21 protein-coding genes, 1 other RNA gene and 1 riboswitch are annotated in these 23,920 nt (G+C 36.5%); of the genes, 15 read left to right on the top strand and 7 right to left on the bottom strand.

Annotated elements, in window-relative coordinates; translation table 11 throughout:
- On the bottom strand, positions 1-255 hold a 255-nt coding region (locus CRT24_RS18810), incomplete at its 3' end, for a transposase (protein ID WP_144034615.1).
- Positions 256-621: 366 nt separating this feature from the next.
- On the opposite strand from CRT24_RS18810, the gene CRT24_RS18805 reads away from it, so the two are divergent.
- The 5 genes from CRT24_RS18805 to CRT24_RS18785 all read left to right on the top strand — a co-directional run bounded on the left by CRT24_RS18805 (position 622) and on the right by CRT24_RS18785 (position 7,367).
- Complete coding sequence (locus CRT24_RS18805; RefSeq protein WP_099372633.1) at positions 622-1,236, top strand: sugar O-acetyltransferase; 615 nt, start codon at positions 622-624, stop codon at positions 1,234-1,236.
- 324 nt (positions 1,237-1,560) lie between these two features.
- On the top strand, positions 1,561-2,670 hold the full coding sequence (locus CRT24_RS18800; protein ID WP_099372632.1) for a fasciclin domain-containing protein: 1,110 nt from the start codon (positions 1,561-1,563) through the stop codon (positions 2,668-2,670).
- Positions 2,671-2,686: 16 nt separating this feature from the next.
- Positions 2,687-3,583, top strand: a complete 897-nt coding sequence (locus tag CRT24_RS18795) for an alpha/beta hydrolase (RefSeq protein ID WP_099372631.1) — start codon at positions 2,687-2,689, stop codon at positions 3,581-3,583.
- A 2-nt stretch (positions 3,584-3,585) separates the two neighbouring features.
- Positions 3,586-6,375, top strand: a complete 2,790-nt coding sequence (locus CRT24_RS18790; protein ID WP_099372630.1) for a TonB-dependent receptor domain-containing protein — start codon at positions 3,586-3,588, stop codon at positions 6,373-6,375.
- Positions 6,376-6,377: 2 nt separating this feature from the next.
- Complete coding sequence (locus tag CRT24_RS18785; protein ID WP_099372629.1) at positions 6,378-7,367, top strand: endonuclease/exonuclease/phosphatase family protein; 990 nt, start codon at positions 6,378-6,380, stop codon at positions 7,365-7,367.
- Positions 7,368-7,678: 311 nt separating this feature from the next.
- On the opposite strand, the gene CRT24_RS18780 is transcribed toward CRT24_RS18785, so the two are convergent.
- On the bottom strand, positions 7,679-8,332 hold the full coding sequence (locus CRT24_RS18780) for a hypothetical protein (RefSeq protein WP_144034614.1): 654 nt from the start codon (positions 8,330-8,332) through the stop codon (positions 7,679-7,681).
- Positions 8,333-8,401: 69 nt separating this feature from the next.
- Positions 8,402-9,013, bottom strand: a complete 612-nt coding sequence (locus CRT24_RS18775; RefSeq protein WP_099372627.1) for a WbqC family protein — start codon at positions 9,011-9,013, stop codon at positions 8,402-8,404.
- A gap of 75 nt (positions 9,014-9,088) precedes the next feature.
- Here CRT24_RS18775 and CRT24_RS18770 point away from each other — a divergent pair, with 75 nt between their 5' ends.
- From CRT24_RS18770 to CRT24_RS18730, 9 genes are all read left to right on the top strand, one after another.
- Positions 9,089-9,955 (top strand): lysophospholipid acyltransferase family protein, encoded by an 867-nt coding sequence (locus tag CRT24_RS18770; protein ID WP_099372626.1) that lies wholly within the window; start codon positions 9,089-9,091, stop codon positions 9,953-9,955.
- Positions 9,956-10,987 (top strand): glycosyltransferase family 2 protein, encoded by a 1,032-nt coding sequence (locus CRT24_RS18765; protein ID WP_099372625.1) that lies wholly within the window; start codon positions 9,956-9,958, stop codon positions 10,985-10,987.
- 123 nt (positions 10,988-11,110) lie between these two features.
- A complete protein-coding gene (gene ligA / locus CRT24_RS18760; RefSeq protein ID WP_099372624.1) occupies positions 11,111-13,129 on the top strand; it encodes an NAD-dependent DNA ligase LigA in 2,019 nt (672 codons plus the stop codon).
- A gap of 25 nt (positions 13,130-13,154) precedes the next feature.
- Positions 13,155-14,033, top strand: a complete 879-nt coding sequence (gene dapA, locus CRT24_RS18755; protein ID WP_099372623.1) for a 4-hydroxy-tetrahydrodipicolinate synthase — start codon at positions 13,155-13,157, stop codon at positions 14,031-14,033.
- A 92-nt stretch (positions 14,034-14,125) separates the two neighbouring features.
- Positions 14,126-14,557, top strand: coding sequence for a hypothetical protein (locus CRT24_RS18750; RefSeq protein ID WP_171017584.1), 432 nt, complete (start codon positions 14,126-14,128; stop codon positions 14,555-14,557).
- A gap of 180 nt (positions 14,558-14,737) precedes the next feature.
- A riboswitch (SAM riboswitch) is annotated at positions 14,738-14,851 on the top strand.
- Positions 14,852-15,094: 243 nt separating this feature from the next.
- On the top strand, positions 15,095-16,402 hold the full coding sequence (locus tag CRT24_RS18745; protein ID WP_099372622.1) for an O-acetylhomoserine aminocarboxypropyltransferase/cysteine synthase family protein: 1,308 nt from the start codon (positions 15,095-15,097) through the stop codon (positions 16,400-16,402).
- 46 nt (positions 16,403-16,448) lie between these two features.
- Positions 16,449-17,504, top strand: coding sequence for a homoserine O-acetyltransferase (gene metX, locus CRT24_RS18740; RefSeq protein ID WP_099372621.1), 1,056 nt, complete (start codon positions 16,449-16,451; stop codon positions 17,502-17,504).
- Positions 17,505-17,509: 5 nt separating this feature from the next.
- Positions 17,510-18,691: a homoserine dehydrogenase gene (locus CRT24_RS18735; protein WP_099372620.1), complete on the top strand. Its 1,182-nt coding sequence runs from the start codon at positions 17,510-17,512 to the stop codon at positions 18,689-18,691.
- A gap of 232 nt (positions 18,692-18,923) precedes the next feature.
- Complete coding sequence (locus tag CRT24_RS18730) at positions 18,924-19,106, top strand: LPXTG cell wall anchor domain-containing protein (protein WP_099372619.1); 183 nt, start codon at positions 18,924-18,926, stop codon at positions 19,104-19,106.
- A 55-nt stretch (positions 19,107-19,161) separates the two neighbouring features.
- On the opposite strand, the gene CRT24_RS18725 is transcribed toward CRT24_RS18730, so the two are convergent.
- The gene (locus CRT24_RS18725; RefSeq protein ID WP_099372618.1) at positions 19,162-20,541 is read right to left on the bottom strand and encodes a sigma-54 dependent transcriptional regulator; all 1,380 of its coding nucleotides are present in this window, start codon (positions 20,539-20,541) and stop codon (positions 19,162-19,164) included.
- A 44-nt stretch (positions 20,542-20,585) separates the two neighbouring features.
- Positions 20,586-20,956: RNase P RNA component class A (rnpB, locus tag CRT24_RS18720), an RNA gene on the bottom strand.
- Positions 20,957-21,153: 197 nt separating this feature from the next.
- Between rnpB and CRT24_RS18715 the strand changes: the two genes are divergently transcribed.
- Positions 21,154-21,558, top strand: coding sequence for a hypothetical protein (locus tag CRT24_RS18715; protein ID WP_099372617.1), 405 nt, complete (start codon positions 21,154-21,156; stop codon positions 21,556-21,558).
- Positions 21,559-21,648: 90 nt separating this feature from the next.
- On the opposite strand, the gene CRT24_RS18710 is transcribed toward CRT24_RS18715, so the two are convergent.
- Complete coding sequence (locus CRT24_RS18710; protein ID WP_099372616.1) at positions 21,649-22,845, bottom strand: aminoacetone oxidase family FAD-binding enzyme; 1,197 nt, start codon at positions 22,843-22,845, stop codon at positions 21,649-21,651.
- Positions 22,845-23,918, bottom strand: a complete 1,074-nt coding sequence (locus CRT24_RS18705; RefSeq protein ID WP_099372615.1) for a Gfo/Idh/MocA family oxidoreductase — start codon at positions 23,916-23,918, stop codon at positions 22,845-22,847. The genes CRT24_RS18710 and CRT24_RS18705 overlap by 1 nt, the downstream gene beginning before the upstream one ends.
- Between the last annotated feature and the right edge of the window lie 2 nt (positions 23,919-23,920).

Below are 23,920 nucleotides of genomic sequence, written 5' to 3'. Positions count from 1 at the left end.
ACGCTTTACCTCGGCCTCTAACTCCTTTATCCTGTCCTTTTCCTCTTTCATCTCAATACGTACGGTTTTGTTTAACAAATGATTCTTCCCGAATTTCTCAAGCCATGCCTGAATCGTCTGGCTTCCCTTTATCCCATATCGCCTTCGAGCCTGGGAAAGGCTCAAACCCTCTTCTTCAATCTCCCGAACCACCTTCTGTTTAAAACCAAAACTGTACCGAATTGAAACGTGTCTTGAATTTGTCTTGTCTTTCATGTTTTTTAGTTGATTAATATGTCAACCTATGTCAGGACAAGACATCAATGTCTAATGTCTTATGTCTAATGTCTATTGTCTATACCTTTCCTTCCTCTCTCCTTCCTAACTCCTTCCACTCTCGTTCGTCTCTTGTTCGGACTTTGTTCGGACCTCGTTCGGAGCTGCTTCGGAAAACACCCGAACAAGGTCCGAACAAGGTCCGAATGAAAGAAGACTCAGAGTGGAACGAGAGTGGAACAAGAGTGGAACAAGAGTATACTAAAAGTTGAAAATGCTATCAGAAAAATGGTCCGATTTAGATAAACAAAGACTAAAGTTTCCTCACATTTTTTGTATATTAATTTTCAAATTAAATTCACAAGTATGACAAAATCCTCCAAAGAGAAAATGATTGCTGGGGAACCATATATGGCAAGTGGAGACGAGTTGTTCAAAGAGAGACAACATGCGAAAGTTGAGTTACAGAAATTCAACAATATGGACCCTACCAAAATCAAAGCTAGAAACCAGATCATCAAGAATCTATTTGGTAAAACAACCACACGTTTATATATCGAACCACCTTTTTACTGTGACTATGGATATAATATAGAGGTAGGCGACAATTTTTATTCGAATTACAATTTAACCATCTTGGATTGTGCAAAGGTCAAAATTGGCGACAATGTCATGATAGCACCAAATGTCAGCATTTTCACGGCAGGGCATCCTGTAGATCCAATTTTAAGAGTAGAAGGATGGGAATATGCACAACCCATTGAGATTGGTGACAATGTATGGATCGGCGGAAATACAGTCATAAATCCAGGCGTAAAAATCGGAGCAAATACAGTCATTGGTTCAGGATCGTTGGTGACCAAAGATATTCCTGAAAATGTAGTCGCTGCAGGAAATCCATGCAGAGTGATTCGAGAAATTAATATCAGAGACAAGGTTTATTATTTCAGAGATCTGAAATATAATTTTGAAGAAGCCTAAAAATAAAAATACCTGAGGTGGGGAACCCCAGGTATTTTACCAAACCAATTATTAACCTAAATTATGAAATTATGAATTTACTATCTTAAACGGCTACTAAAACGCTTTATTATATTAAATTCCATTTTTTTATCAGATCCCTCCCATCTCCTAAAACCAAAATAAAGCCAAAATAAAATCACAAAGGCTAAACTTAATTTTAAATTAATTTTCACCTAAAATTGATCAGCTAATTTAACGATGTTTTAATATTAGTTAATCCAAATAGACATATTGCGTTTTTAATTTTGTAGAAATTATTTTAACACAAAAACAAAATTAAAAATGAAGGCAAGTCTTTTATCATTAATGATTATTTTCTCAGTTATCCTGTTCAGCTGTAAGAAAGATAACTTTAAACCCGAAGTAACCCCAAAACCCAAGACTACTAAAGAAGATAAAAATGCCTTCAAAGGTACTGTCTTTGAAAATTACCTGTCAAATAAAGATTATTCCTCCTTCCTATCATTGGCGTCAAAATCTGAAATTTCAACAGAGCTATTAAAGCTCAAAAATGATTATACAGTAATGCTGCCCGACAATAAAGCAGTAGATGCCTATTTAAAAGACAAGAAATTAACATTGGACAAGATAAGTAAAGAACAAGCTTTAGAAATCATCCAATACCACATCATACCGTCCAAATTAAATAAAGATCAATTTGTGGCTAAATATAAATTTGAATCTTACAAAAACACCAATGGTAAGTTTCATTATCATTCATCCTATCACCAAACGATGTTGAGTTCAAAATTTGGGGCAAAACTGAGTTTGTTCGTCTTTGGAGAACAAAAGTGGACTGATAAAGCAAAAGGAAAGGTGTTTATTAACTCTACTTTTGATCAAGACAAAGAAATTGAGACATTCTTCAAGGATGAACCGGAATACAAAATCCCTGTAATTGAGGTATTGGACTTCAACAAGACTGAGGTTAAACCTGGCTCAGCAATAGTTTACAAAGTCTCGAATGTTTTGATTCCACTAAGTCTAAGACAGTTTTTTGTGGTCGACAGAGTCAACAATGCTGATATGATCAAAAGTCAAATTGGCGATGACATCAATAAAAACCTGAAAGGCAAAAAGAATATTACTGTTTTTATCCCTCAAAGAAGATCCGGAGACCGTTATACAATCTTCCAACTTTTTAAATTAGTGGGAGATGCCAAAAACATCTTTCAATACCTATCTGTAAATCAACCTTTGGAGTTCAGTAAACTAGGTAACAGTGTGAAATCCAATTTTAATGAGGAGAAACTAATCTTTGATCAAAATAAAGGTGAAATCACCGATAGCAATAACCTTACAACCAAAGTAATCATTAAGGATATTGTCGCTACTGATGGTGTCTGCCACTATATTGACAATATTCTAGCTCCAAAAGGAAAAGGCTTATAAATCCAAACAATCAATTATGGTACGTTTCAATCAACTGTTTCATTATTGTCTAATATTGACATTAATAACCTTAATATTAAGTTCTTGCACAAAAAAAGAGGTAGAAATTGAGAGTGGAAAAGGTCAGGAACATCAAAGACTCTTTAATATTGCTTATGGCGAAGGCTTGAGAAAACAAATGGATGTGTTCCTACATGAAGACAGATCTCCTAATAAACCTTTTTTGATTTTTGTCCATGGTGGTTCATGGGCATTTGGCAGTAAGCTCTTATTAGGTGGTCTACAAGAAGATATGCTTCAGAAAGGCTATTCATCTGCTTCCATAAACTACTCGTTTGTTGGACCTGCAACAAATTACACACACCTGTTGAATGACCTGAAAGCTGCTGTAGATGAACTTCAAAAACAATCTTCCACTTGGAACATTCCAAAGGAACAATATATGATAATTGGTCATAGCGCTGGAGCCCACCTCTCCCTGTTATTTGGATATTCCATTCAAAATGGTAAAGATATAAAAGGAATAGTTTCATTGGCCGGACCTACTGACTTCACAAATGAAGCCTTAGTAAAAGCAATGATTGCCAACAAGCACCCTTTATTAAACCTGATCGAATTGATGGTAGGAAAACCTGTCAATCGACAAAACCCTATTCCTCTTCCAGATGAGTATAAAGCCGCTAGTCCAGCCTACCAAATAAAGCATTTAGTTCCAACGCTGATTATTCACGGCAAAAAGGACGAAACAGTTCATTTGTCGCAAGCAACAACATTGGCAACTGCTTTGAAAGCGAAAAAAGTCAATCACGAAATCATTATGCTTGACGCAGATCATAGCTTAGGATTATTCGATGGGAAAGACCCACATACGATATCAAACCAATTGTTAAACTGGATAGAAAAAACCAAATAATTATGGCAATAGTTAAAAATAGCCTGTTAATCATCCTTCTGGTGATGATATCAAGCTTTGCACACGCCCAAGATATAAGAATATCAGGAAAAATAACTGACGACAAGGAAAAACCCTTATCTGAGACAACCGTTAAAATAAATAAAACTGAGGTTAAAACAGACCAAAACGGAGAATATACCTTGAATGTTCCAACCAAAGGTCAATATGTTATTGAGATTAATAGATTAGGTTTCAAAAATATCAATCAAACTATCGATATTACCAGTCAAAACCAGGTTTTTGATTTCATACTTTACGCGATAGATTACCATATTGAGGAAGTATTGATAAGTACCCAAAAAAGGGTTCAGAATAAGATTGACGTTCCAATTACTATTGATGTACTGGGTGCCGAAAAACTGAATCGTCAGAATCTACAAGAACTAAATGAATTGTCAGCATTTACCCCAGGAGTGGAACTGGCAATCCAAAGTGTAAACAATCCGGCATTCGTCATCCGTGGTATCACCTCTGATGATTTAGATCCCAGATCACAGCCAAGAGTTTCCTTGACAATGGACGGCGTTTCTATTTCCAGGCCTTCATTGGCAGTATCGGAATTGTATGATATGGAAAGAGTTGAAGTTGCCAAAGGACCTCAAGGAACTTTGCTGGGAAGATCTGCACAGATTGGTGCCATTAACATGATCCGTAAAAAGCCAATCAAAAGTCAGCAGTTCGATTTTAAAGCACAATATGGTAATTACAATAAAAGGCTTATCAATGCGATGTATAATTATGGAGCCGAAGATTCCAGATTCGCTAACAGATTTTCATTAGCCTATCATGCGCAAGATGGATTTGTGAAAAACTTGTCTGGTGGAAATTTAAATGGCAAAAACACAATGGCTTTTCGTAATTCCAGCCGTTATTTCTTGAAAAATGATGGTACGATAGACTTAATCCTCAGCTATCAACATGATGATGCCCCCGGAACTTCATTCAAAAGTGGCGTTTGGAAACCTAAAAATGGGGACCTGAAACCAACTTCTTTTGCCGATTTAGATAGAGGGAAAGAGTTAGGAATAAAACGTGATGTATATAGCGCTACCTTATTACATGACCAAAGTCTTTCAGAATCATGGACATTGTCCACCGTTACAGGCTTTAACAGATATAATGCTAAAGAATATTTTGATGTTGATGGTACAGCAGCTCATGTAATCAATGCAATGGACCATTCTTTTGGAAACCAATTCTCACAAGAATTAAGGGTAAATTATAACAAAGGCAATAAATTCAATGGCTTTTTAGGGTTGAATTATTTCTATGAAGATTCAAAGCAAACAGTAGGGTTGAATGTAAATGAACAAAACCTCTTCCCTGCTTATGCTTCAGGCCTGATCAATGCACAGCTCAAACAACAGCTTACCGGAGCATTAAAAAATATGGGCGGCGGAGCAGCGAGTTTAGCTCAATATTCCGGAGCAATCAATAATATGGTTGATAAGATTTTTCCAATTAATCCGCCTCTACACATAAATGGAGTTCCACAGCCCTATAAGACAATGCCCAATATTTACGAGATGCTGAGCTATGAACTGAATTCTATGAATTTTATAGCCGTATTGCCTCCTGAATACCAAGCTATGATCAAACAACTTGTTCCTTCTGGTGTATTGAGTGCCGATGCCTTAAAGAATTTGGTGAATATGTTAGCCCCAGAACAAGCAAAACAATTGAACGCTATCTCTGCAGCACCATTGAATCCATCCCACTATGAAAGCTATTCTTTACTAGGAAGGACTCATTCATTTGATATTTTTCTTGATGGCACTTATGACCTTTCCGAAAAATTAAAATTAACTGCAGGAATAAGAGGAACTTATGAAAGATTGACTGGCGGTTATCTTGCTCCAGAATCCAAGGATCCGAGCATTATTGCTCAAATGCAAAACAGAAACAACAACCTTCTAGCCCCAGTTGCAAATGATTGGATCATGGAATCTAAAAACTACCTCTCTTACGTAGGACGTTTAGCTATGAACTATAAATTTCATAGCCAACATAACACCTATGCTACAGTTTCTAAAGGTAGAAGACCACCAGTAATCTATATTTGGCCTGGAGCGAACAAAAACTTAAAACCAGAAATAGTATGGAACTATGAATTGGGAATCAAGGGTATATACAACAATAAACTAGCTTATGCTTTTGCAGGATATTATTTTGACTGGTCAAATTTCCAAACAACTAGATTGGTTCAAGTGGAAGGAACTGTCGGTTTGCAACAAGTCGCTGAAGACGCTGGAAAAGCAAGATCTTATGGATTTGAAGGTACTCTTGAATATCAAATCTTAAAATCATTGAATGTATTTGCCAATTATGCTTATCTGGATGCCAAATTCAACGAAAAAGATTCACAAGGCAACCAACAAGTTTTGGCGGGCAATACCTTTAGAATGGTTCCAAAACATAGCATGAACATCGGATTTGATGTTACTCATGATTTATCTCCAAAAAAACAGATCTATTTTAGACCGAATTATAATTTCAAATCAAAGGTCTATTTTGAGGACGAGAACCGTGAATTGCTTTCGCAGCAAGGATACGGCATCATGAATGCAACCCTAGGTGTTAAGTTCAAAAAATCAAATAAACGAAGCTTTGAATTTGGCTTATTCGGCAAGAACATTCTTGATCAAAAATACGTGATGGACGCTGGGAACTCCGGCGATAATATTGGCTTGCCTACTTTTGTTGCTGGCCCAAGAGCTATCTATGGAGCCTCATTTGGATTAAACCTATAAACATGAAGAAAACCCTATACCTTGCTCTACTTTTCTTAGGAATCCTTGCTGTCCTTAATTTCAATATATACTATTGGGCAAGCAGAAAGACCGATGACAAAAGAGCCGTCAGCCAAATCGTAAAGCTTTCAGATCATACGTTGAGCTCATCCTCAAAAAATGATTCTACCCTAAGTATAATGACATATAATATCGGGTACTTGAGTGGCATGACGAATAATTTACCTGTAAAGCAGGTGAAAGAATCTCATAAACAGAACCTCTCTTTTATGAAATCTTTTCTCAAAGAACTAAAACCTGATATTGTCGCTTTCCAGGAAATAGATTATGGATCGCACCGGAGCTTTGATGTCGACCAAGAATTTGAATTGGCCAACAGCCATTATCCATATGCCGCAAGAGCAACCAACTGGGACAAAGAATACGTACCATATCCATACTGGCCAATCAATGTACATTTCAAAAAGATTATTTCTGGCCAATCCCTAATCTCTAAATTCGAAGTAAAACAACAGATGATAGATACTTTGGCTAGAGTGGAAAGTGAACCATTTTATTATAAAGCCTTTTATCTGGACCGCCTTGCTCAAATCTGTACGCTAAAATTTGAAAATAAAGATATACTTGTTATCAATGTCCATCTGGAAGCATTTGACCAACAAACGCGACTAAAACATTCTGAAAAGGTCCTTGAACTATATGAAAATTGCAGTAAAAGATACCCAACAATATTAGTAGGTGATTTTAACAGCTGCCCTAAAGAAAAGAATCCGACAATAAATACCTTTCTTGGTAAAAACATTAATTCAGCAGCCATGGAGGAAGACGGAAATTTCTTTACTTATCCATCTGATAAGCCAGAAATGCGATTGGACTATATTTTTTACAGTGATCACTTTGAAATGCTGGAAAGTCGTGTAGTGACAGAGGTTGGGACTGTGTCTGATCACTTGCCTGTGTATGCAAAGTTGAAATTGACACATAATCCATAGTAACGAGGGCGATTTTAAAAAAAGTGGGTTTCATTCTCCAACTTTACCTCGGGAACCTATTTTTAAACTTTAATTCTTTTGTAGGATTTTCTTATGAAGGTTAGAAAAATATTTAGCCATAAAACAAAAATACCCGGAGCGGAGAACTCCAGGTATTTTACCAAACCAATTATTAACCTAAATATTTTCTATTTATCTAGATAGTGTAATAACGACATATATTCCTGCATATTGTATTTATTTTCAAAAAAAATACAATTTATTTTAAGGAATTTATTAAACTATCTGTAAATCAATGCTTTGTATTGTAATTATTTTGATATAACTTCTACGACTTTATCACTTATTTTAGTAATATCCGATTTTAAGCCGACCATTATCGACAGTACATTGACTGGATTTCCCTGCATTTTCCGGAAATTGTGCATGTACCCGACCTCCATGCCCAGGAAAAATCCCTTGAACTTATAATCCGAACCAACTCCTAATTTAATAGCCGGAGAAATACTGTATTCATAATGCAAGTTGACAGTTCCGTCAGCAGCATTGTCTTCTGCCCTTGGTTCCATGTTCAATGCACCAGAAGGCCCTAAATAAGCATAGGTGTTTAAGCGTTCCCATTGCCTGCGCATCCCCCCCGCTAAACTCAGGATGTACATCGTAGACCGCGCATTCTTCAACACACGATTATATTCAGAATCATCCTGGAGTTGATTATAACCAAATGCCATCATATACAATGTGGGCTGTAGATAATATTTCGGATTTTTCAATGAAATATCCAATCCCATACTCCCCGTGAAGAGCTTGGTCGTCAAGACATCCTTTGTCTTTCCTAATGGAAAAGAAAGACCAGTACCGCCGAAATAATAAACTTTACGGTAATGAATAGTATCTGCACCGGATTGAGCCATGGCAGAAAGCGAAATTAATAAGCAAACGCAGATAGATGCAATTCGTATCATGAAAACATTTGGTTTAATTAAGAAAATTAAACTTAAACAAAAAGTTTCAGGATAAAAGCAAAAAACTTATTAGAAAAAGTTTTTCGATTGGGACCCCTGACTGAACAATAAATCTATTATGCTGATATCTTCTTGAAAACCATTATTATCCTCAAATAATTGATAATATGGCTTCTGAGACACAATCAATGAAGGCTTTTTTGGATGGATTGCTGTTCGGTAATCAATATCATTTGGAGATTCCGAAGTATATTTTTCGGTAAATATGATCTCACGATTTAATTTCAATAATTTCAAGATTAGTTTTAATTGTTCAACATTATAATCCAATAATAGATCATACTCGCGATCGTAAAAAATCTTGAAATCATCCTCATAGTATTCAAAATAAGGAGAACTTCTGTATGCTGTCTGTATACTCAACCAGTGGAGCCTTTGCCAAGGATGGTCATAATTAATCTGAACATCTTTCATGGGAACTCTCATCTTTTTTCCATGAACAATCGGAACCATCAGGTTTAAAATCCCATTTGCTGTAGCAATCTCGGTACGTGTACGAAATGTTTGCTTTGGAAAATTCTCATATTGTTCAATAATAATCGGGCCTTCATTATTTTTGATAGCCTGAAAATAACTGATATTTGGTAAATAAAGTGCTGGTAGTAATATTCCTTCTGTCATAAACTAATATTCCCTTCAAATTGTCCGCAAAAATAACTTTATTTGGGGATATTTATAAAGTACTTTAAAATTGGCATGAAGGAAAAACTCATTTACGGAACATGGTATTTAATTTCTCTCCTTCCCTTTTGGTGCTTATATGTCCTCTCTGATTTCCTTTTCATCTTAATCTATTACGTCTTTGGGTACCGAAAAAAGGTTGTTTTGCAAAACTTACGGAATGCTTTCCCAGAGAAATCAGAAAAAGAAATCAAAGATATTGCTTACAAATTCTATCGTTATTTCCCCGATTTGATCGTAGAGTCGATCAAGATGGCAAGTATTAAACCTGAAGAAGTAATTAAGAGAATTGAATTGTTAAATCCAGAGGAGGTTTACCAGTATACAGAAAAAGGCAAAGGTGTTATTGGTGTAACCTCTCACTATGGCAATTGGGAGCTTTCAATCCATCGCCTTTCTTTAATGATGGATGTGCCTGAACTGATTATATATAAACCTCTGAACAACAAAGTTTTCAACAATATCCACAATGGTATACGATCAAGGTTTGGAGCTGAAATGGTACCCATGAAACAAATTCTCAGACATATTATTAAATTGAAAAATCATCCACATATTAGTATGTTTGTAGCCGACCAGACACCTACCTATCAGGATTCTGATTATTTTATGGAGTTTTTGAACCAAGAAACGTTGGTTTATACCGGCACTGAAAGAATTGCTAGGTTAATGAAGTTCCCGGTAGTTTTCTGTGAGGTCAGGAGAAAAGAAAAAAGAGGATATTACTCATGCAAGTTTACGACCTTGGTCGTAAATCCAGATGAATACCCAGAACATGAGATCACGCACATTCATAATCGTTTTACAGAACGTATTATTAAAGAAGAACCAGCATATTGGTTATGGTCTCATCGTAGATGGAAGCGTAAAAGAAGAAATTAAATGTCAAATTACCCGAAAGTTGCAGTTGTCATATTAAATTGGAACGGGAAGTATTTCTTGGAGAAATTCCTTCCTTCGGTATTTAATAGCACCTACCCGAATATTGAATTTATTATTGGTGACAATGGTTCTACAGATGATTCTATTTCCTATGTAGAAGAGAATTTCCCAATGTTCAAGATTATCAAAAACACAGAGAATCTAGGTTTTGCTGGTGGTTACAACGAAATCTTAAAGCGTGTTGAAGCCGATTATTACATCTTGCTGAACTCTGATGTGGAAGTTACTGAGGGCTGGATCGAACCTGTAATACAACAAATGGAGGCGGATCCATTATTAGTCGCTTGTCAGCCAAAAATTCAGTCTTATCATAATAAGGGTGAATTTGAACATGCTGGTGCTGCGGGTGGATACATAGACTATTTTGGTTTCCCTTTCTGCAGGGGAAGAATCTTGGATAAGGTAGAAAAAGATCATGGTCAGTACAACGATGCTCGAGAAGTATTTTGGGCAACAGGGGCAGCCTTATTCATTAAGTCAAATGCATGGAAAGAGGCTGAAGGATTTGATGCAGATTTCTTCGCCCATTTTGAAGAAATTGACCTTTGTTGGAGACTGAAAAAAATGGGATATAAAGTTGGATACTGTCCAAACTCATTAGTATACCATGTTGGTGGTGGTACTTTGAAAACAAGCAACCCCCACAAAACATATCTCAACTTCAGGAACAATCTTGTGATGATCCAAAAAAACCATTCTTTTATGATGGCTGTATGGATTATTGCCTGCAGATTGTGGTGGGATTTATTTGCTTTGATTAAATTTTTATTTGACGGAAAAACAGCAGATGCTTGGGCAGTAAGTAGAGGTCACCAATATTTCTTCAAGAATTTTTTCAAAACCGCAAGAAAAAGAAAAAAATACAGCCAAAAGGAAAACAAAAAAGGAAGATACAAGAAATCAATAATATGGGATTATTACATGAATAAAATCCATAAATTCTCGCAGCTTCATGACAATAATTTTCATTAAAGATAGATCATCTGAATTATCTTTCTTTTGTTAATCTGCATTGTTTTGCAACACTTTGAGCAATTTTTTAATTAGTGATTTTAAATTATTTTACCCTTAGAATATTTTGTATTTTCGTGGTCTATGTCTGTAGATATTCAAGCGAAAATAGAAGAACTTACCCGTGAGCTAAACGAATATAATTATCAATATTATGTGTTAGCTCAACCCTCCATTTCGGATTACGATTTTGACCATAAATTGAAGGAACTGGAGGCTTTGGAAATTCAATATCCTGAATTTAGAGACCCGAACTCCCCTACCCTAAAAGTTGGAGGTGATATTACACAAAGGTTTAATACTGTCCGTCACAAATGGCCGATGATGTCTTTGGGCAATACCTATAACGAACAGGAATTAAAAGATTTTGATGGAAGGGTAAGAAAAGTAGTTGGAGATCAAGTTCAGTATGTAGCTGAGTTGAAGTTCGACGGTTTATCGATCTCAATATCTTATGAAAACGGCAAACTCGTTCAGGCAGTGACACGTGGGGATGGTACACAAGGTGATGAAGTCACTAATAATGTAAAAACAATCCGCAGTATTCCACATCAATTAAGGAAAGGGAATTATCCGCCAAGTTTCGATATCCGTGGCGAGATCTTCATGCATAAATCTGCCTTTTTGAGGTTGAACAAAGAGCGTGAAGACAATGGGGAACAAACCTATGCCAACCCAAGGAATTTTGCCTCCGGCACGATCAAGCTTCAGGATTCTGGAGAGGTGGCCAAAAGACCTTTAGATTGCTTCCTGTACTTTCTGTACTGTGACAATAGAAATAAATTGTTCCATGATCATTGGCATAGCATCGAAGAAGTCAAATCTTGGGGCTTCCCAGTCTGTGAACATTCAAAACTTTGTAATTCTATTGACGAGGTCTTGGAATTCATCCATTATTGGGATGATGCCCGCCATAAACTGACTTATGAAATCGATGGCATTGTAATCAAAGTCAATGATTTCGCACAACAAGAGGAATTAGGCTTTACCGCTAAATCACCACGTTGGGCAATATCTTATAAATTCAAAGCTGAGCGCGTCGAAACAATCTTGAACAGCATTAGCTATCAGGTCGGCAGAACCGGAGCTGTTACTCCAGTTGCCAATTTAAAACCAGTTTTGTTAGCTGGTACAACGGTAAAAAGAGCTTCTTTACATAATGCAAATGAAATTGCTCGTCTGGATCTACATGAACAAGATACTGTATTTGTCGAAAAAGGAGGAGAAATAATCCCTAAAATCATCGGTGCCAACGTTGAAAAAAGACCGGAAGGAACAAAAGCATTTGAATATCCAAGTACATGTCCAGAATGTGGTACGCCATTAATTCGAGAAGAGGGCGAAGCTGTACATTATTGCCCAAATGAAGATGGCTGCAAACCTCAAATAGTAGGCAAGCTGCAGCACTTTATAGGCAGAAAAATGATGGACATTCAAGGTTTGGGAGATGAAACTATAGAAACATTCTACAAGCTTGGATTGATTCGTAAAATATCAGATATCTATACATTGATTGATAGAAAGGATGAGTTGGTCGGTATTGAACGTTTTGGTCAGAAGTCTATTGACAATATGCTCAATGGCATTGAACAATCTAAAAATAAACCTTTCGAGAAGGTGCTATTTGCTTTGGGAATTCGCCATATTGGAGAGACGGTAGCGAAAAAACTTGCACAACACTTTAAAAATATCGAGGCAATCAAGAATTCCACTGTAGACGAAATATTGTCAGTACAAGATATTGGACTCCGCATAGCAGACAGTATACATGCCTATTTGACAAATCCTGAACATTGGGAAGAGATTGAAAAACTCAAATCCTCGGGCCTGCAGTTCGAAATAGAAGAAAAAGAAATACAACTCGCCGGTGATAGTTTATCGGGCAAAACGTTTTTGATATCCGGTGTATTTGCAGAATATTCCCGGGAAGAATTGACGGAATTGATAGAGGCGCACGGTGGCAAGATGCTTAGCAGTATTTCTTCAAAGCTGAATTATTTAGTTGCCGGTGATAAAATGGGTCCATCAAAACTGGCAAAGGCAGAAAAACTTCAGATTCCAATGATTTCTGAAGCTGAACTTCTGTCAATGATTAATGAATAAAAATTAAAAATAATATATACAAACGATGAACGAGCTTCAAGGTGCGGGAGTTGCATTAGTTACTCCATTCCATGCGGACGGCACAGTAGATTACGACACTTTAGGGAATTTGATTGATTATCAAATCGAGGGAGGAATTGATTATTTGGTTTCATTGGGCACAACAGGTGAAACTGCAACATTGAATCCAGATGAACGAAAGAAGGTGTGGGAATTTACTTCTAAGCATGTCAATAAGCGTATCCCATTGGTAGCTGGAATCGGTGGCAATAATACTTTTGAAATCGTTGAACAAATCAAGAATTTTAAGGTATTGGATTACATTGCAATCTTATCAGTTTCACCATATTATAACAAACCAACGCAAGAGGGAATCTATCAACATTATAAGGCTATTGCTGAGGTTTCGAAGCTTCCGATTATTCTTTATAATGTGCCTGGCAGGACAGGAAGTAATATGAGCCCCGCTACGACGGTCAGGTTGGCTAAGGATTTCAAAAACATAGTAGCTACAAAAGAGGCTTCGGGAAATTTTTCCCAATTCAGCGAAATCTTAAGAGATAAACCAAAAGATTTTCTTTTAATCTCTGGAGATGATCCTGTTACACTTCCTATGATGGCCATGGGAGCAGCAGGAATAATTTCTGTTGTAGGCAATGCCTATCCGACAAAAGTTTCTGCATTGGCACATTTATGTAGTGAGGGTAATTTTGAAGAGGCGAGAGCTATTCATTTGGAATTATTAAGCATGATAGACCTTTGTTTTATTGAAGGAAATCCTGCAGGAGTGAAATATATTCTCGAGAAAAAAGGAATTGGAAAGGACAATGTAAGGTTACCGTTGGTACCGGTCAGTTCGAAAACGAAAGAAGCAATAGATGCAGAGATGCAGCTACTAGGATAAAAAAAATAATAGGTTGGCCATGTAGTTTGGCCAACCTTTCTTATTTTTAGGTATTCTTATTGTATCTATAGAAAAACTGAATTAACAAAATAATGGAAACAACTACCCAACAACCCAGCAAAAGGGGTTCAGGCTTTAAAAAGTTCATCAGCTGGTTTCTGCTCATTATCTTCTTGGCCTTCGCAGTATTTGTTTATTTCAAGTACTACTTTGTTTTTGGCGAGGGAGTTAAATCGGGAACTTTAAATTATGCAGTAAAAAAAGGAAATGTCTTTAAGACCTATGAAGGAAAATTGATTCAAGAAGGTATCCGCAGTCAAAATACGGGGACTGGAATTTCAAGCAATGAATTTGAATTTTCTATCGAGAGCGATTCTGTATTTAAAGTATTGGAGTTAAATAGTGGTAAGGCTTTTGATCTTCATTATAAAGAGTACCATGGTGTGCTACCTTGGCGTGGAAACACGCGTTATGTAGTGGATAAAATAATCCAAATGCATGATGCTAAGAACAACACTTTTTAAAAAACTGGTATTGAAATAACAAAATATTTGGGACCTCAAATCATTGTATGTGAATAGGCTAACAAGATTTGAGGTCTTCTTTTTTCTAAAAAAATTGCAAAATTAATTTCCGTAGCCTATATTTGCGGAGTACTTCGATAGTGGTACACTAATCATTACCTCTCTAAAAAAGATGGTCTTGATTTATAAAGAAGTGGCGAGAGACTGGCTCAATGACCCACTGGCAACCTTCAATAAGTATTGAAAAGGTGCCAATTCCTGTCCGAAGCAATAAAGCTCAGGAGCATATAAATAAAATAGACTATGACTTCAGAATTTTCAAAATCAGAATTATTGTATCTTGTCGGAAAACCGACAACAGATTCTTCTATTAAGATTAAATCCATCAACTGTATTTGTATTTCTCGAATGCGATAGTCGTCCTATGGCAGAATTATTCTTATTGAATAGAATTGTCCATACCAATTGACGACCAAATCATAGAACTCAAAGGATTTAATAATTTCATTTTACTAACATGATTAAAAAAATATAAAAATGGCAGATAATAAAAACCTAAAATTTGAAACTTTACAAGTACATGCAGGGCAAGAAGTAGATCCTACTACTGGTTCCAGAGCATTGCCTATATATCAAACTTCTTCTTATGTATTCGAAAACGCAGAACATGGAGCCAACCTTTTTGCATTGAAACAATTCGGTAATATCTATACTAGGATCATGAATCCTACTACTGATGTTTTCGAAAAACGTATAGCAGCATTAGAAGGCGGCGTAGCAGCAGTTGCTGTAGCTTCAGGTCAAGCAGCACAATTTATCGCTTTGACAAACATCCTGGAAGCAGGTGAGAATTTTGTTTCTGGTTCCAACCTTTATGGTGGTACTTATAATCAATTCAAAGTTTCCTTTAAAAGATTGGGTATCGAAGCAAGATTTGCTGAAGATACTGATGCAGATAAGATCGAAGCTTTGATCGATGACAAAACAAAAGCCATCTATGTAGAAACTATCGGCAATCCAAGCTATAATATTCCAGATTTCGAACGCATAGCTTCAGTAGCTAAGAAGCATGACCTTCCATTGATCGTTGACAATACCTTCGGTGCTGGCGGTTATTTGTTCAAGCCTTTAGAGCATGGCGCAAATGTGGTTGTAGAATCAGCAACTAAATGGATTGGCGGCCATGGAACAAGTATTGGTGGCGTAATCATTGATGGCGGTAATTATAATTGGGGCAATGGAAAATTCAAGCAATTTTCGGAACCATCGGAAGGATACCATGGTTTGGTGTTTTCAGATGTATTTGGCGAAGGTGGCCCATTTGGCAACATTCAATTTGCTATCCGTGCAAGAGTTGAAGGATTAAGAGATTTTGGCCCTGCCCTATCCCCTTTCAATTCTTTCTTGTTAGTTCAAGGATTAGAAACATTATCATTACGTGTGCAACGTCACGTTGACAACACGCTAGAGATAGCTCAATGGTTAGATGCGCATCCACAAGTAGAGCATGTAAGCTATCCAGGTTTAAAAAACCACCCATACCATCAAAACGCACAGAAATATCTGAAAAATGGATATGGAGCGGTGCTTTCATTTACCATTAAAGGTGGCGTGGAAAAAGCCAATGAATTTATTGATGCATTAGAATTGATCAGCCATTTGGCAAATGTTGGAGATGCTAAGTCATTGATTATCCATCCAGCAGCAACTACTCACCAACAGTTGAGCGCTGAAGATCAGAAAAAAGCAGGTGTAGCACCAGGTCAATTAAGGCTCTCGGTAGGTATTGAACACATTGAAGATATAAAAGCGGATTTAGCACAAGCATTTGACAAAATCAAATAAGGTGGGGGCCTTATTTGATTTTAATGGAGGAAGATAATTTATTAGAATGAGTTTAAGAACTTTCGGATATAACCAAGATTTCGAATTAGAAAGCGGAAAAAAACTGGCGAATCTTCAAATTGCGTTTCATACTTATGGAACCCTGAATGAAGACAAATCCAATGTGATATGGGTTTGCCATGCTTTGACTGCTAATTCGGATGTGTTTGATTGGTGGCCTGGATTATTTGGTGAAAACGAATTATTCAATGATAAAGACTATTATATAGTTTGTGCAAATGTTTTGGGATCGCATTATGGGACTACGAATCCCCTATCGACAAACCCAGAGACTAATTTGCCTTATTATTCGGATTTTCCTCAATTTACAATTCGTGATATCGTGCATGCTCATCAACTTTTAGCGAATCACCTAGGAATCAACGAGATCAATACCTTAATAGGAGGCTCCTTAGGAGGACAGCAAGCATTGGAATGGACAGTTTCAAAAACAATCAAAATCCATAACCTAATTGCAATTGGCACAAATGCTTTCTTTTCGCCATGGGGTATTGCTTTTAATGAGAGCCAAAGGCTTGCAATTGAAGCTGACTCGTCATTCTTTGAGAAAAAACCTGATGCAGGACTCAAAGGATTAAAAGCCGCCAGAAGTATGGCCCTACTCTCTTATAGGACCTATAATGCGTATGGTACTACCCAAGTAGAATCTGACCATGATAAAACGGATGCATATAAAGCATCGTCTTATCAATCATACCAAGGAGATAAGCTTGTCAATAGGTTCAATGCATTTTCTTATTGGTATCTCACCAAAGCAATGGATAGCCATCACTTAGGTCGCGGAAGAGGTCAGGTCGAACAAGTCCTTAACAGCATTGAAGGTGTAAATACGCTTATCATTGGAATTCCTTCGGATGTGCTGTTTCCACCGTCGGAACAAGAATTTATCGCCAAAAACATCCCTAATGCCGAATATTATGAATTACATTCATTCTTTGGCCATGACGGATTTTTAATCGAAACAAAAACACTGACTCAAGTAATCGGTAATTTCCTTGAGAAAAATAATACAAAAGCAGAAAATCAACTTAATTTAATTTAATAATAATGAGTAAGAAACTTACCATCGGGATGTTCGGATTTGGTGTGGTGGGACAAGGTTTATACGATATCATAAAAACTAAAAACCTAAACTTAGAAATAAAGAAATTTGTAATCAAAAATGCAGACAAAAAAAGAACATTGCCTGCGGAATTATTTACTACTGATGCAAATGCTATCTTGGATGATCCAGAAATCAATACGGTAGTTGAATTAATTGATGATGCTGATGCTGCTTTTGAAATCACTAAAAGAGCGCTGACAACTGGCAAAAATGTTGTTTCAGCAAATAAAAAAATGATCGCAACCCATTTGGAAGAATTGACAGAAATACAAAACCAACATGGCACCTCTCTTTTATATGAAGGAGCAGTTTGTGGTAGTATTCCTATCATCAGAAACTTAGAAGAGTATTACGATAATGAATTATTACATTCAGTAAGTGGGATCTTTAACGGTTCTTCAAATTACATTCTTTCCAAGATATTTAATGAGAACCAAAGTTATGACTCAGCTTTGAAAAAAGCACAGGAATTAGGTTTTGCAGAAACTGATCCTACTCTCGATGTAGGTGGTTATGATCCAAAATTTAAATTAGCCATCGTAGCCTCTCATGCCTATGGTATTTATATCAATCCCGATGAAATCCTAAACTTAGGAATTGATACTTTGGGTGATGCAGATATAAGATATGCTAGAGAGAAAAATTATAAAATCAAGTTAATTCCATTAGCTAAAGAAATCGCAAATAACCAAGTAGTATTATATGTCCTCCCAAAATTCATTTCAAAAGATAACATATTACAGAATGTCGAGAATGAATACAATGGCGTATTAGTAAAAGCTGCATTTGCTGACGAACAGTTTTTCTATGGGAAAGGTGCTGGTGGCCATCCAACGGGATCAGCCGTGCTTTCTGATATTGCAGCTTTAAGGTATGACTATAAATATGAGTACAAAAAACACTTGGAAGCACAGCAAGTTACCTATTCAACGGATTATACTTTAAAAGTTTATTTAAGATATGAAGATGAAGATGTATTGGAAAATATTGAATTCGAAAATATTTCAGAAAGATTTTATAGTAATGACCATAAGTATGTAATCGGCACGATTAATCTTCAAGAAATTATTGCCAAAAGGGGAATCATTCATCAACAAGGGAACTTCCTTGCTGAGATTCTATAATTATAATTAAATTATTTGTGTATAAAAGTGTTAATCTGAGTTTAGATTAGCACTTTTTTTTTCAAATAAGATTTTCAATTTCCTATTTAGAACCACTAATGGTAACATTTGTATTACAAAATGAAGGATTGGCATTTAATAGGTTAAATAATTGTTAATACATTTGCTTTGTCATGGTTTTTGCTTTATATTATTCAGACATTAATAAATAAACTTAAAAATCTAATTAATCATGAGAAAGTGGAATGTGTTAGTATTACTAAATGCAGTATCTATTGGCTTGTTCGCAGAGGACAGGACCAACGCTAGCACTGGTGAGGGATCTGCATTACCGTATATTATTATCGGAATAATTGTTTTGACTGTTGCTTTTTATATGTTATATAGCCGTCAAAAAAGAAAGTTTAACGATTAATTACGAAAAAATACTTAACAAAAGAAAAGGCCTGATTGAATCAGGCCTTTATTATTTAATCTCTTTTGAGTCCAAACTTTTCAATTTTACTGTACAGGTGGCTTCGTTGTATATCGAGGTCATCGGCTGTCTTTGAAACGTTCCAATTATTTCTTTCTAATTTGTATTTGATAAATTCACATTCAGAAAAGTCCTTAAAGTCTTGGAATGAAGTGAATTGTTCCATATCAAATCCATTTCCATTATTTGCAGTACCATTATTAGCTACAGGAGCAGGTCCACCTGGATTTGCAAATTTAAGAACATCATCTTCAGTAATCTTTTTATCGCAAAGAATGATCAAACGTTCAATCATGTTTCTCAGCTCACGGATATTACCGGTCCAAGGCAATGATTGAAGAGCTTTCATAGCGTCTGGCGTAAATGCTTTTACAGGCATACTATATTCAGCACAGATCTCTTCACAGAAAGCGTTTGCTAAGGTAGGAATATCATCCTTTCTATCAGCCAAAGAAGGCACGTGGATCAATATCACACTCAATCGGTGGTACAAGTCCATACGGAAGTTACCTTCTTCAATTTCTTTCAAAAGGTCTTTATTGGTAGCGGCAATAACACGAACGTTTACGTCGATTTCCTTTTCCCCACCTACTCTAGTAATTTTATTTTCCTGTAGAGCTCTCAATACCTTTGCTTGAGCAGAAAGGCTCATATCACCGATTTCATCTAAGAAAAGGGTACCGTTGTTGGCTTGCTCGAATTTTCCGATGCGTTGCTTGACAGCAGAAGTAAAGGATCCTTTTTCGTGACCGAACAATTCTGATTCTATTAATTCAGATGGAATTGCAGCACAGTTCACTTCAACTAAAGTAGAACTTGAACGTCCTGATTTCTCATGCAACCATCTTGCAACGAGTTCCTTACCAGCACCATTCGCACCAGTGATCAAAACTCTCGCTTCCGTTGGAGCAACCTTCTCAATAGTATCTTTAATCAAGTTGATTCCTGAAGAATCACCCAATATTTCTTTTGTTTTTGAGATTTTGCGTTTTAAGACCTTTGTTTCTTTTACTAAAGATCCGCGTTCTAGGGCATTTCTAACTGTAATTAATAACCTATTCAGGTCCAAAGGTTTTTCAAGGAAGTCAAAAGCACCTTTGCGAGCAGCTTCGACAGCTGTTTCTATGGTGCCATGTCCAGATATCATGATGAATGGAATATCTGAAAATTCTTTTGCAGCGGTCAGTACTTCCATACCGTCCATTTTATTCATCTTGATATCACACAATACCAAGTCGATTTTTTCTTTCTGTAGAATCTTCAAGCCATCCTCGCCGTTGTCAACATCTAGAACTTTATAATCTTCATATTCTAAGATGTCTCTTAAAGAGCTACGGATCGGGCGCTCATCATCTATAATTAAAATTGTTGTCATATTTAACACACTTGTTTTATAGGCAATAGAAAATGTTCACAATAATAAGAAGCAAACCTTATAAGCCGGGTTCTGTATTCTAAAATAAGAATTTCTATCATTTATCTAGATTTGCATTCACATGCAAACTCAATCAACCTACCCATTGCAATTGCCCGAAGGCAGAAAGCGGGCAGCTTTCTAGTCTTGCAACCTATTTGGTCTTTCAACATACGAGGTTTACCGAAATGTATGTCACCATACAAGCCCGTGAGCTCTTACCTCACGTTTTCACCCTTACCCCGAAAGGCGGTATATTCTCTGTGGCACTTGCTGTCTGACTCTAAAATCAGCCTTCCCGTTAGGAAGCGTATCGCCCTGTGTTGCCCGGACTTTCCTCTCCATATAAAATGCAGCGATAGAACCAGTTTGCTTCAATGTGCAAAACTACGAAAAATTCAATTGATATCGACTATGAATAAACCTTCACAATAACGAAAGTATTATGAAAATTTATTATAATATTTTCTTTAAAACCTGTAGCATTATGAAAAATAATACCGTTATATGATAAAATCAATATAAAAGGATTATTGAATTAACTCATTATTAAAAATTTTAAAAACAAAATCAATGAAAACAACTACATTTTTAAGAACAGCACTTGCTATCTCAGCAGTTGCTCTAGTATTTACATCATGCAAAAAGGACGACAAAACAGATCCTAAACCTAAACCAGTTGAAATTACCTATGTAATTAAAAATAATCCAGAAGTAAAAGATTTAAAATTCACTTCTTTGACGGTATCTGGTCATAAAGGTCAAGATTCAACAATCTCTAAAGACTTAAAATTCCCAATGACCATTAAAGTAAAAAGATCAAAACCAGCTAAAAAGTCTACAGTAGCTATCAAAGCTAAAGTTGACAAAGTTTCCAAACTTGAATTTGAAATTTTAATGGACGGAAAATCTGTGAAAAAAGGAGGAGCTGATATCAAAGACATCAAAACAGAAGGAAAACTAGAACATACATTTTAACCGATAGAAAAAGAGAAAATTACTTCTTATCCAAATATAATTACCAGGCTGTATCTTATCAATACAGCCAATTTTATTTGGTATGACAGCCTACAAGTCTTGAGCGATTGCATAGCCGGCAGCCCATGCCCATTGAAAGTTATAACCACCCAGCCACCCAGTAATATCTACTGCTTCGCCTCCAAAATAAAGACCATTAACTTTCTTGCTTTCTAATGTTCTTGGATTCAACTCATCAGTAGATATTCCACCGCGCATGACTTCAGCTTTATCATAACCTTTATCTCCAGCAGGCTTAACCTTAAAATTATGAACAAAATCAACAATCAATTTAGCATCTGATTTGCTCAAGGAAGCAATCTTTAATTGAATCGGCAAAAACTTGCCCAAAGCATCCACAAACTTCTTCGTGAAATAATCATTTAAAAGTTGTCCAACAGTCCGTTTACCCCCTTGATTTCTTTCATCCTTAATGAGGGTTTCAAGTTTGAACTTCGGAAGTAAGTCAATCGAAAATTCCTCACCCGGTTTCCAATATGATGATATCTGTAGGATAGCGGGGCCGCTCAACCCCCAATGCGTGAATAGAATATTCTCCTCAAAAGAAATCCTTTGGTTTGACACTTTTGAAAAAACAGAATTCCCAGCCAATGAAGCATACCAATCAGCATCTTTTCCAGTAATCGTTAATGGAACGAGTGCCGGAGCAGTGCTAACTATATCTAATCCAAATTTCCGAGCTGTTTTAAGCGCGAAATCTGATGCTCCTAATTTACTGACAGGAAGACCTCCGGTAGCAACGACTACTTTGGGCGTTTGAATTGTTGAACTCCGCCCATCTGATGTATAAGAGACTTCAAATCCGGTATCCTTTTTTTCGATATTGGTCACCAAAGTATTCAACCAAATATCCTGTTTGGTATCAAACATTAATTTGGTAAATACTGCAACAATATCTTTGGCTTTATTTGTTGTAGGAAACAATTGTCCCAAGGTTTTTTCTTGACCTTTTATATCGCCGAACTGTTCAAAAAAGTTAATCGTATCATCTACGGACCAACTTGAAAATACTGCGTTCAGGAATTTTGGATTCTCTGAAACAAAGTTTTCAACGCTTGTATTTAGGTTGGTATAATTGCAACGTCCTCCACCGGAAATCAATATTTTTGCTCCCGGCTTATCATTGCCTTCTATTAATAAAGTGCGTTTACCCAAAAGGCCAGCCTGAACCGAACACATCAGCCCACATGCTCCAGCACCAATGATTACCGCATCATATTCTTTCATTAAGATATAAGTTCTCCTTCTAAGGAAATCGTCCTCTGCTCTGCCCAGGATTGCTCTGCCAGTTCCAATATGCGGATTACATCACGTGCCTGCTCTGGTTTTATATATAGATCTTCAGAACCCTGAATTGCAGAAACTATGTTTTTATAGAAATCTTGACCTGTCCCCCACTCACTTTCAATTCTTTCTTCGACATCATTGCCATTTTCCAAAACAGCTATAGTACCTTGATAGGCAGGATCTTCCTTTCCCCAATCTAAATGTTGTGAAGGTTGAACACCATCTCTCAAAAGTGCTTCCTGAGGATCAACCCCCCATTTAACAAAACATCCATTCATTCCATAAACAGCATATCTCGCAGTTGAAATTTTTGCCAACATCTGACCTTTTAAAGAAACTTTAAGACCAGGATAAGAAAGGATGAACTCAAAATCATCTATCGTTTTAGCTCCATCACGCTGAATTCTTAAATCAGCAAAAACAGCAATCGGTTTTCCAAAAACTAACAATGCCTGATCAATTAAATGAGCACCCAAGTCATAATGGATTCCAGACCCTGGCAAGTTTTCTTCTCTCCATGCCCCAGCTCTCAAAAAGTTTCGAAAGCGGTCATATCTAGCTTCATAATTGACCACACGCCCCAATCTTCCGGATTCGATCACCTTTTTGACAGTCTTGAAATCAGAATGAAATCTTGCATTGTGATGAACTGAAAGCACTAAATTTTTCTCTTTGGCCAAGGCTATTAATTCATCAGCCTCAGCGCTATAGTTGGTAAAAGGTTTTTCCACGACTACATGCTTGCCTGCTTCCAACGCCGCTTTTGCAAAACTGAAATGTACATCATTTGAAGTTGCAATCGCAACGATATCCACTTCAGGATCATTAATGATATCATCCGCAGACATCACCCCTATTGCATCAGGATATCGCTCTGCCAACATTTGCTGTTGCTCAGGTTTCCTAGCCGTAACTTTATACAATTCCAAATCTGGATTTTCAGCAATAAAAGGAGCATGAAAGACATGTCCCCCAATAGAAAATCCTATCAAACCAACTTTTAGTTTCTTCATTT

This window comes from Sphingobacterium sp. 1.A.5, assembly GCF_002734235.1.
Classification (GTDB): domain Bacteria; phylum Bacteroidota; class Bacteroidia; order Sphingobacteriales; family Sphingobacteriaceae; genus Sphingobacterium; species Sphingobacterium daejeonense.
Note: the sequence above shows the minus strand (reverse complement) of the source record. Positions and strands in the feature narration are given on the sequence as shown.

What these genes read in the sequence shown, in the direction of transcription:
- CRT24_RS18750 (WP_171017584.1), top strand. Translation starts at nt 14,126, where the DNA reads ATGGAAACAACTACCCAACAACCCAGCAAAAGGGGTTCAGGCTTTAAA.
- CRT24_RS18705 (WP_099372615.1), bottom strand. Translation starts at nt 23,918, where the DNA reads ATGAAGAAACTAAAAGTTGGTTTGATAGGATTTTCTATTGGGGGACAT.
- CRT24_RS18800 (WP_099372632.1), top strand. Translation starts at nt 1,561, where the DNA reads ATGAAGGCAAGTCTTTTATCATTAATGATTATTTTCTCAGTTATCCTG.
- CRT24_RS18770 (WP_099372626.1), top strand. Translation starts at nt 9,089, where the DNA reads ATGAAGGAAAAACTCATTTACGGAACATGGTATTTAATTTCTCTCCTT.
- CRT24_RS18775 (WP_099372627.1), bottom strand. Translation starts at nt 9,013, where the DNA reads ATGACAGAAGGAATATTACTACCAGCACTTTATTTACCAAATATCAGT.
- CRT24_RS18735 (WP_099372620.1), top strand. Translation starts at nt 17,510, where the DNA reads ATGAGTAAGAAACTTACCATCGGGATGTTCGGATTTGGTGTGGTGGGA.
- CRT24_RS18780 (WP_144034614.1), bottom strand. Translation starts at nt 8,332, where the DNA reads ATGATACGAATTGCATCTATCTGCGTTTGCTTATTAATTTCGCTTTCT.
- dapA (WP_099372623.1), top strand. Translation starts at nt 13,155, where the DNA reads ATGAACGAGCTTCAAGGTGCGGGAGTTGCATTAGTTACTCCATTCCAT.
- CRT24_RS18805 (WP_099372633.1), top strand. Translation starts at nt 622, where the DNA reads ATGACAAAATCCTCCAAAGAGAAAATGATTGCTGGGGAACCATATATG.
- CRT24_RS18715 (WP_099372617.1), top strand. Translation starts at nt 21,154, where the DNA reads ATGAAAACAACTACATTTTTAAGAACAGCACTTGCTATCTCAGCAGTT.
- metX (WP_099372621.1), top strand. Translation starts at nt 16,449, where the DNA reads ATGAGTTTAAGAACTTTCGGATATAACCAAGATTTCGAATTAGAAAGC.
- CRT24_RS18785 (WP_099372629.1), top strand. Translation starts at nt 6,378, where the DNA reads ATGAAGAAAACCCTATACCTTGCTCTACTTTTCTTAGGAATCCTTGCT.
- CRT24_RS18725 (WP_099372618.1), bottom strand. Translation starts at nt 20,541, where the DNA reads ATGACAACAATTTTAATTATAGATGATGAGCGCCCGATCCGTAGCTCT.
- CRT24_RS18710 (WP_099372616.1), bottom strand. Translation starts at nt 22,845, where the DNA reads ATGAAAGAATATGATGCGGTAATCATTGGTGCTGGAGCATGTGGGCTG.
- ligA (WP_099372624.1), top strand. Translation starts at nt 11,111, where the DNA reads ATGTCTGTAGATATTCAAGCGAAAATAGAAGAACTTACCCGTGAGCTA.
- CRT24_RS18765 (WP_099372625.1), top strand. Translation starts at nt 9,956, where the DNA reads ATGTCAAATTACCCGAAAGTTGCAGTTGTCATATTAAATTGGAACGGG.
- CRT24_RS18730 (WP_099372619.1), top strand. Translation starts at nt 18,924, where the DNA reads ATGAGAAAGTGGAATGTGTTAGTATTACTAAATGCAGTATCTATTGGC.
- CRT24_RS18745 (WP_099372622.1), top strand. Translation starts at nt 15,095, where the DNA reads ATGGCAGATAATAAAAACCTAAAATTTGAAACTTTACAAGTACATGCA.
- CRT24_RS18790 (WP_099372630.1), top strand. Translation starts at nt 3,586, where the DNA reads ATGGCAATAGTTAAAAATAGCCTGTTAATCATCCTTCTGGTGATGATA.
- CRT24_RS18795 (WP_099372631.1), top strand. Translation starts at nt 2,687, where the DNA reads ATGGTACGTTTCAATCAACTGTTTCATTATTGTCTAATATTGACATTA.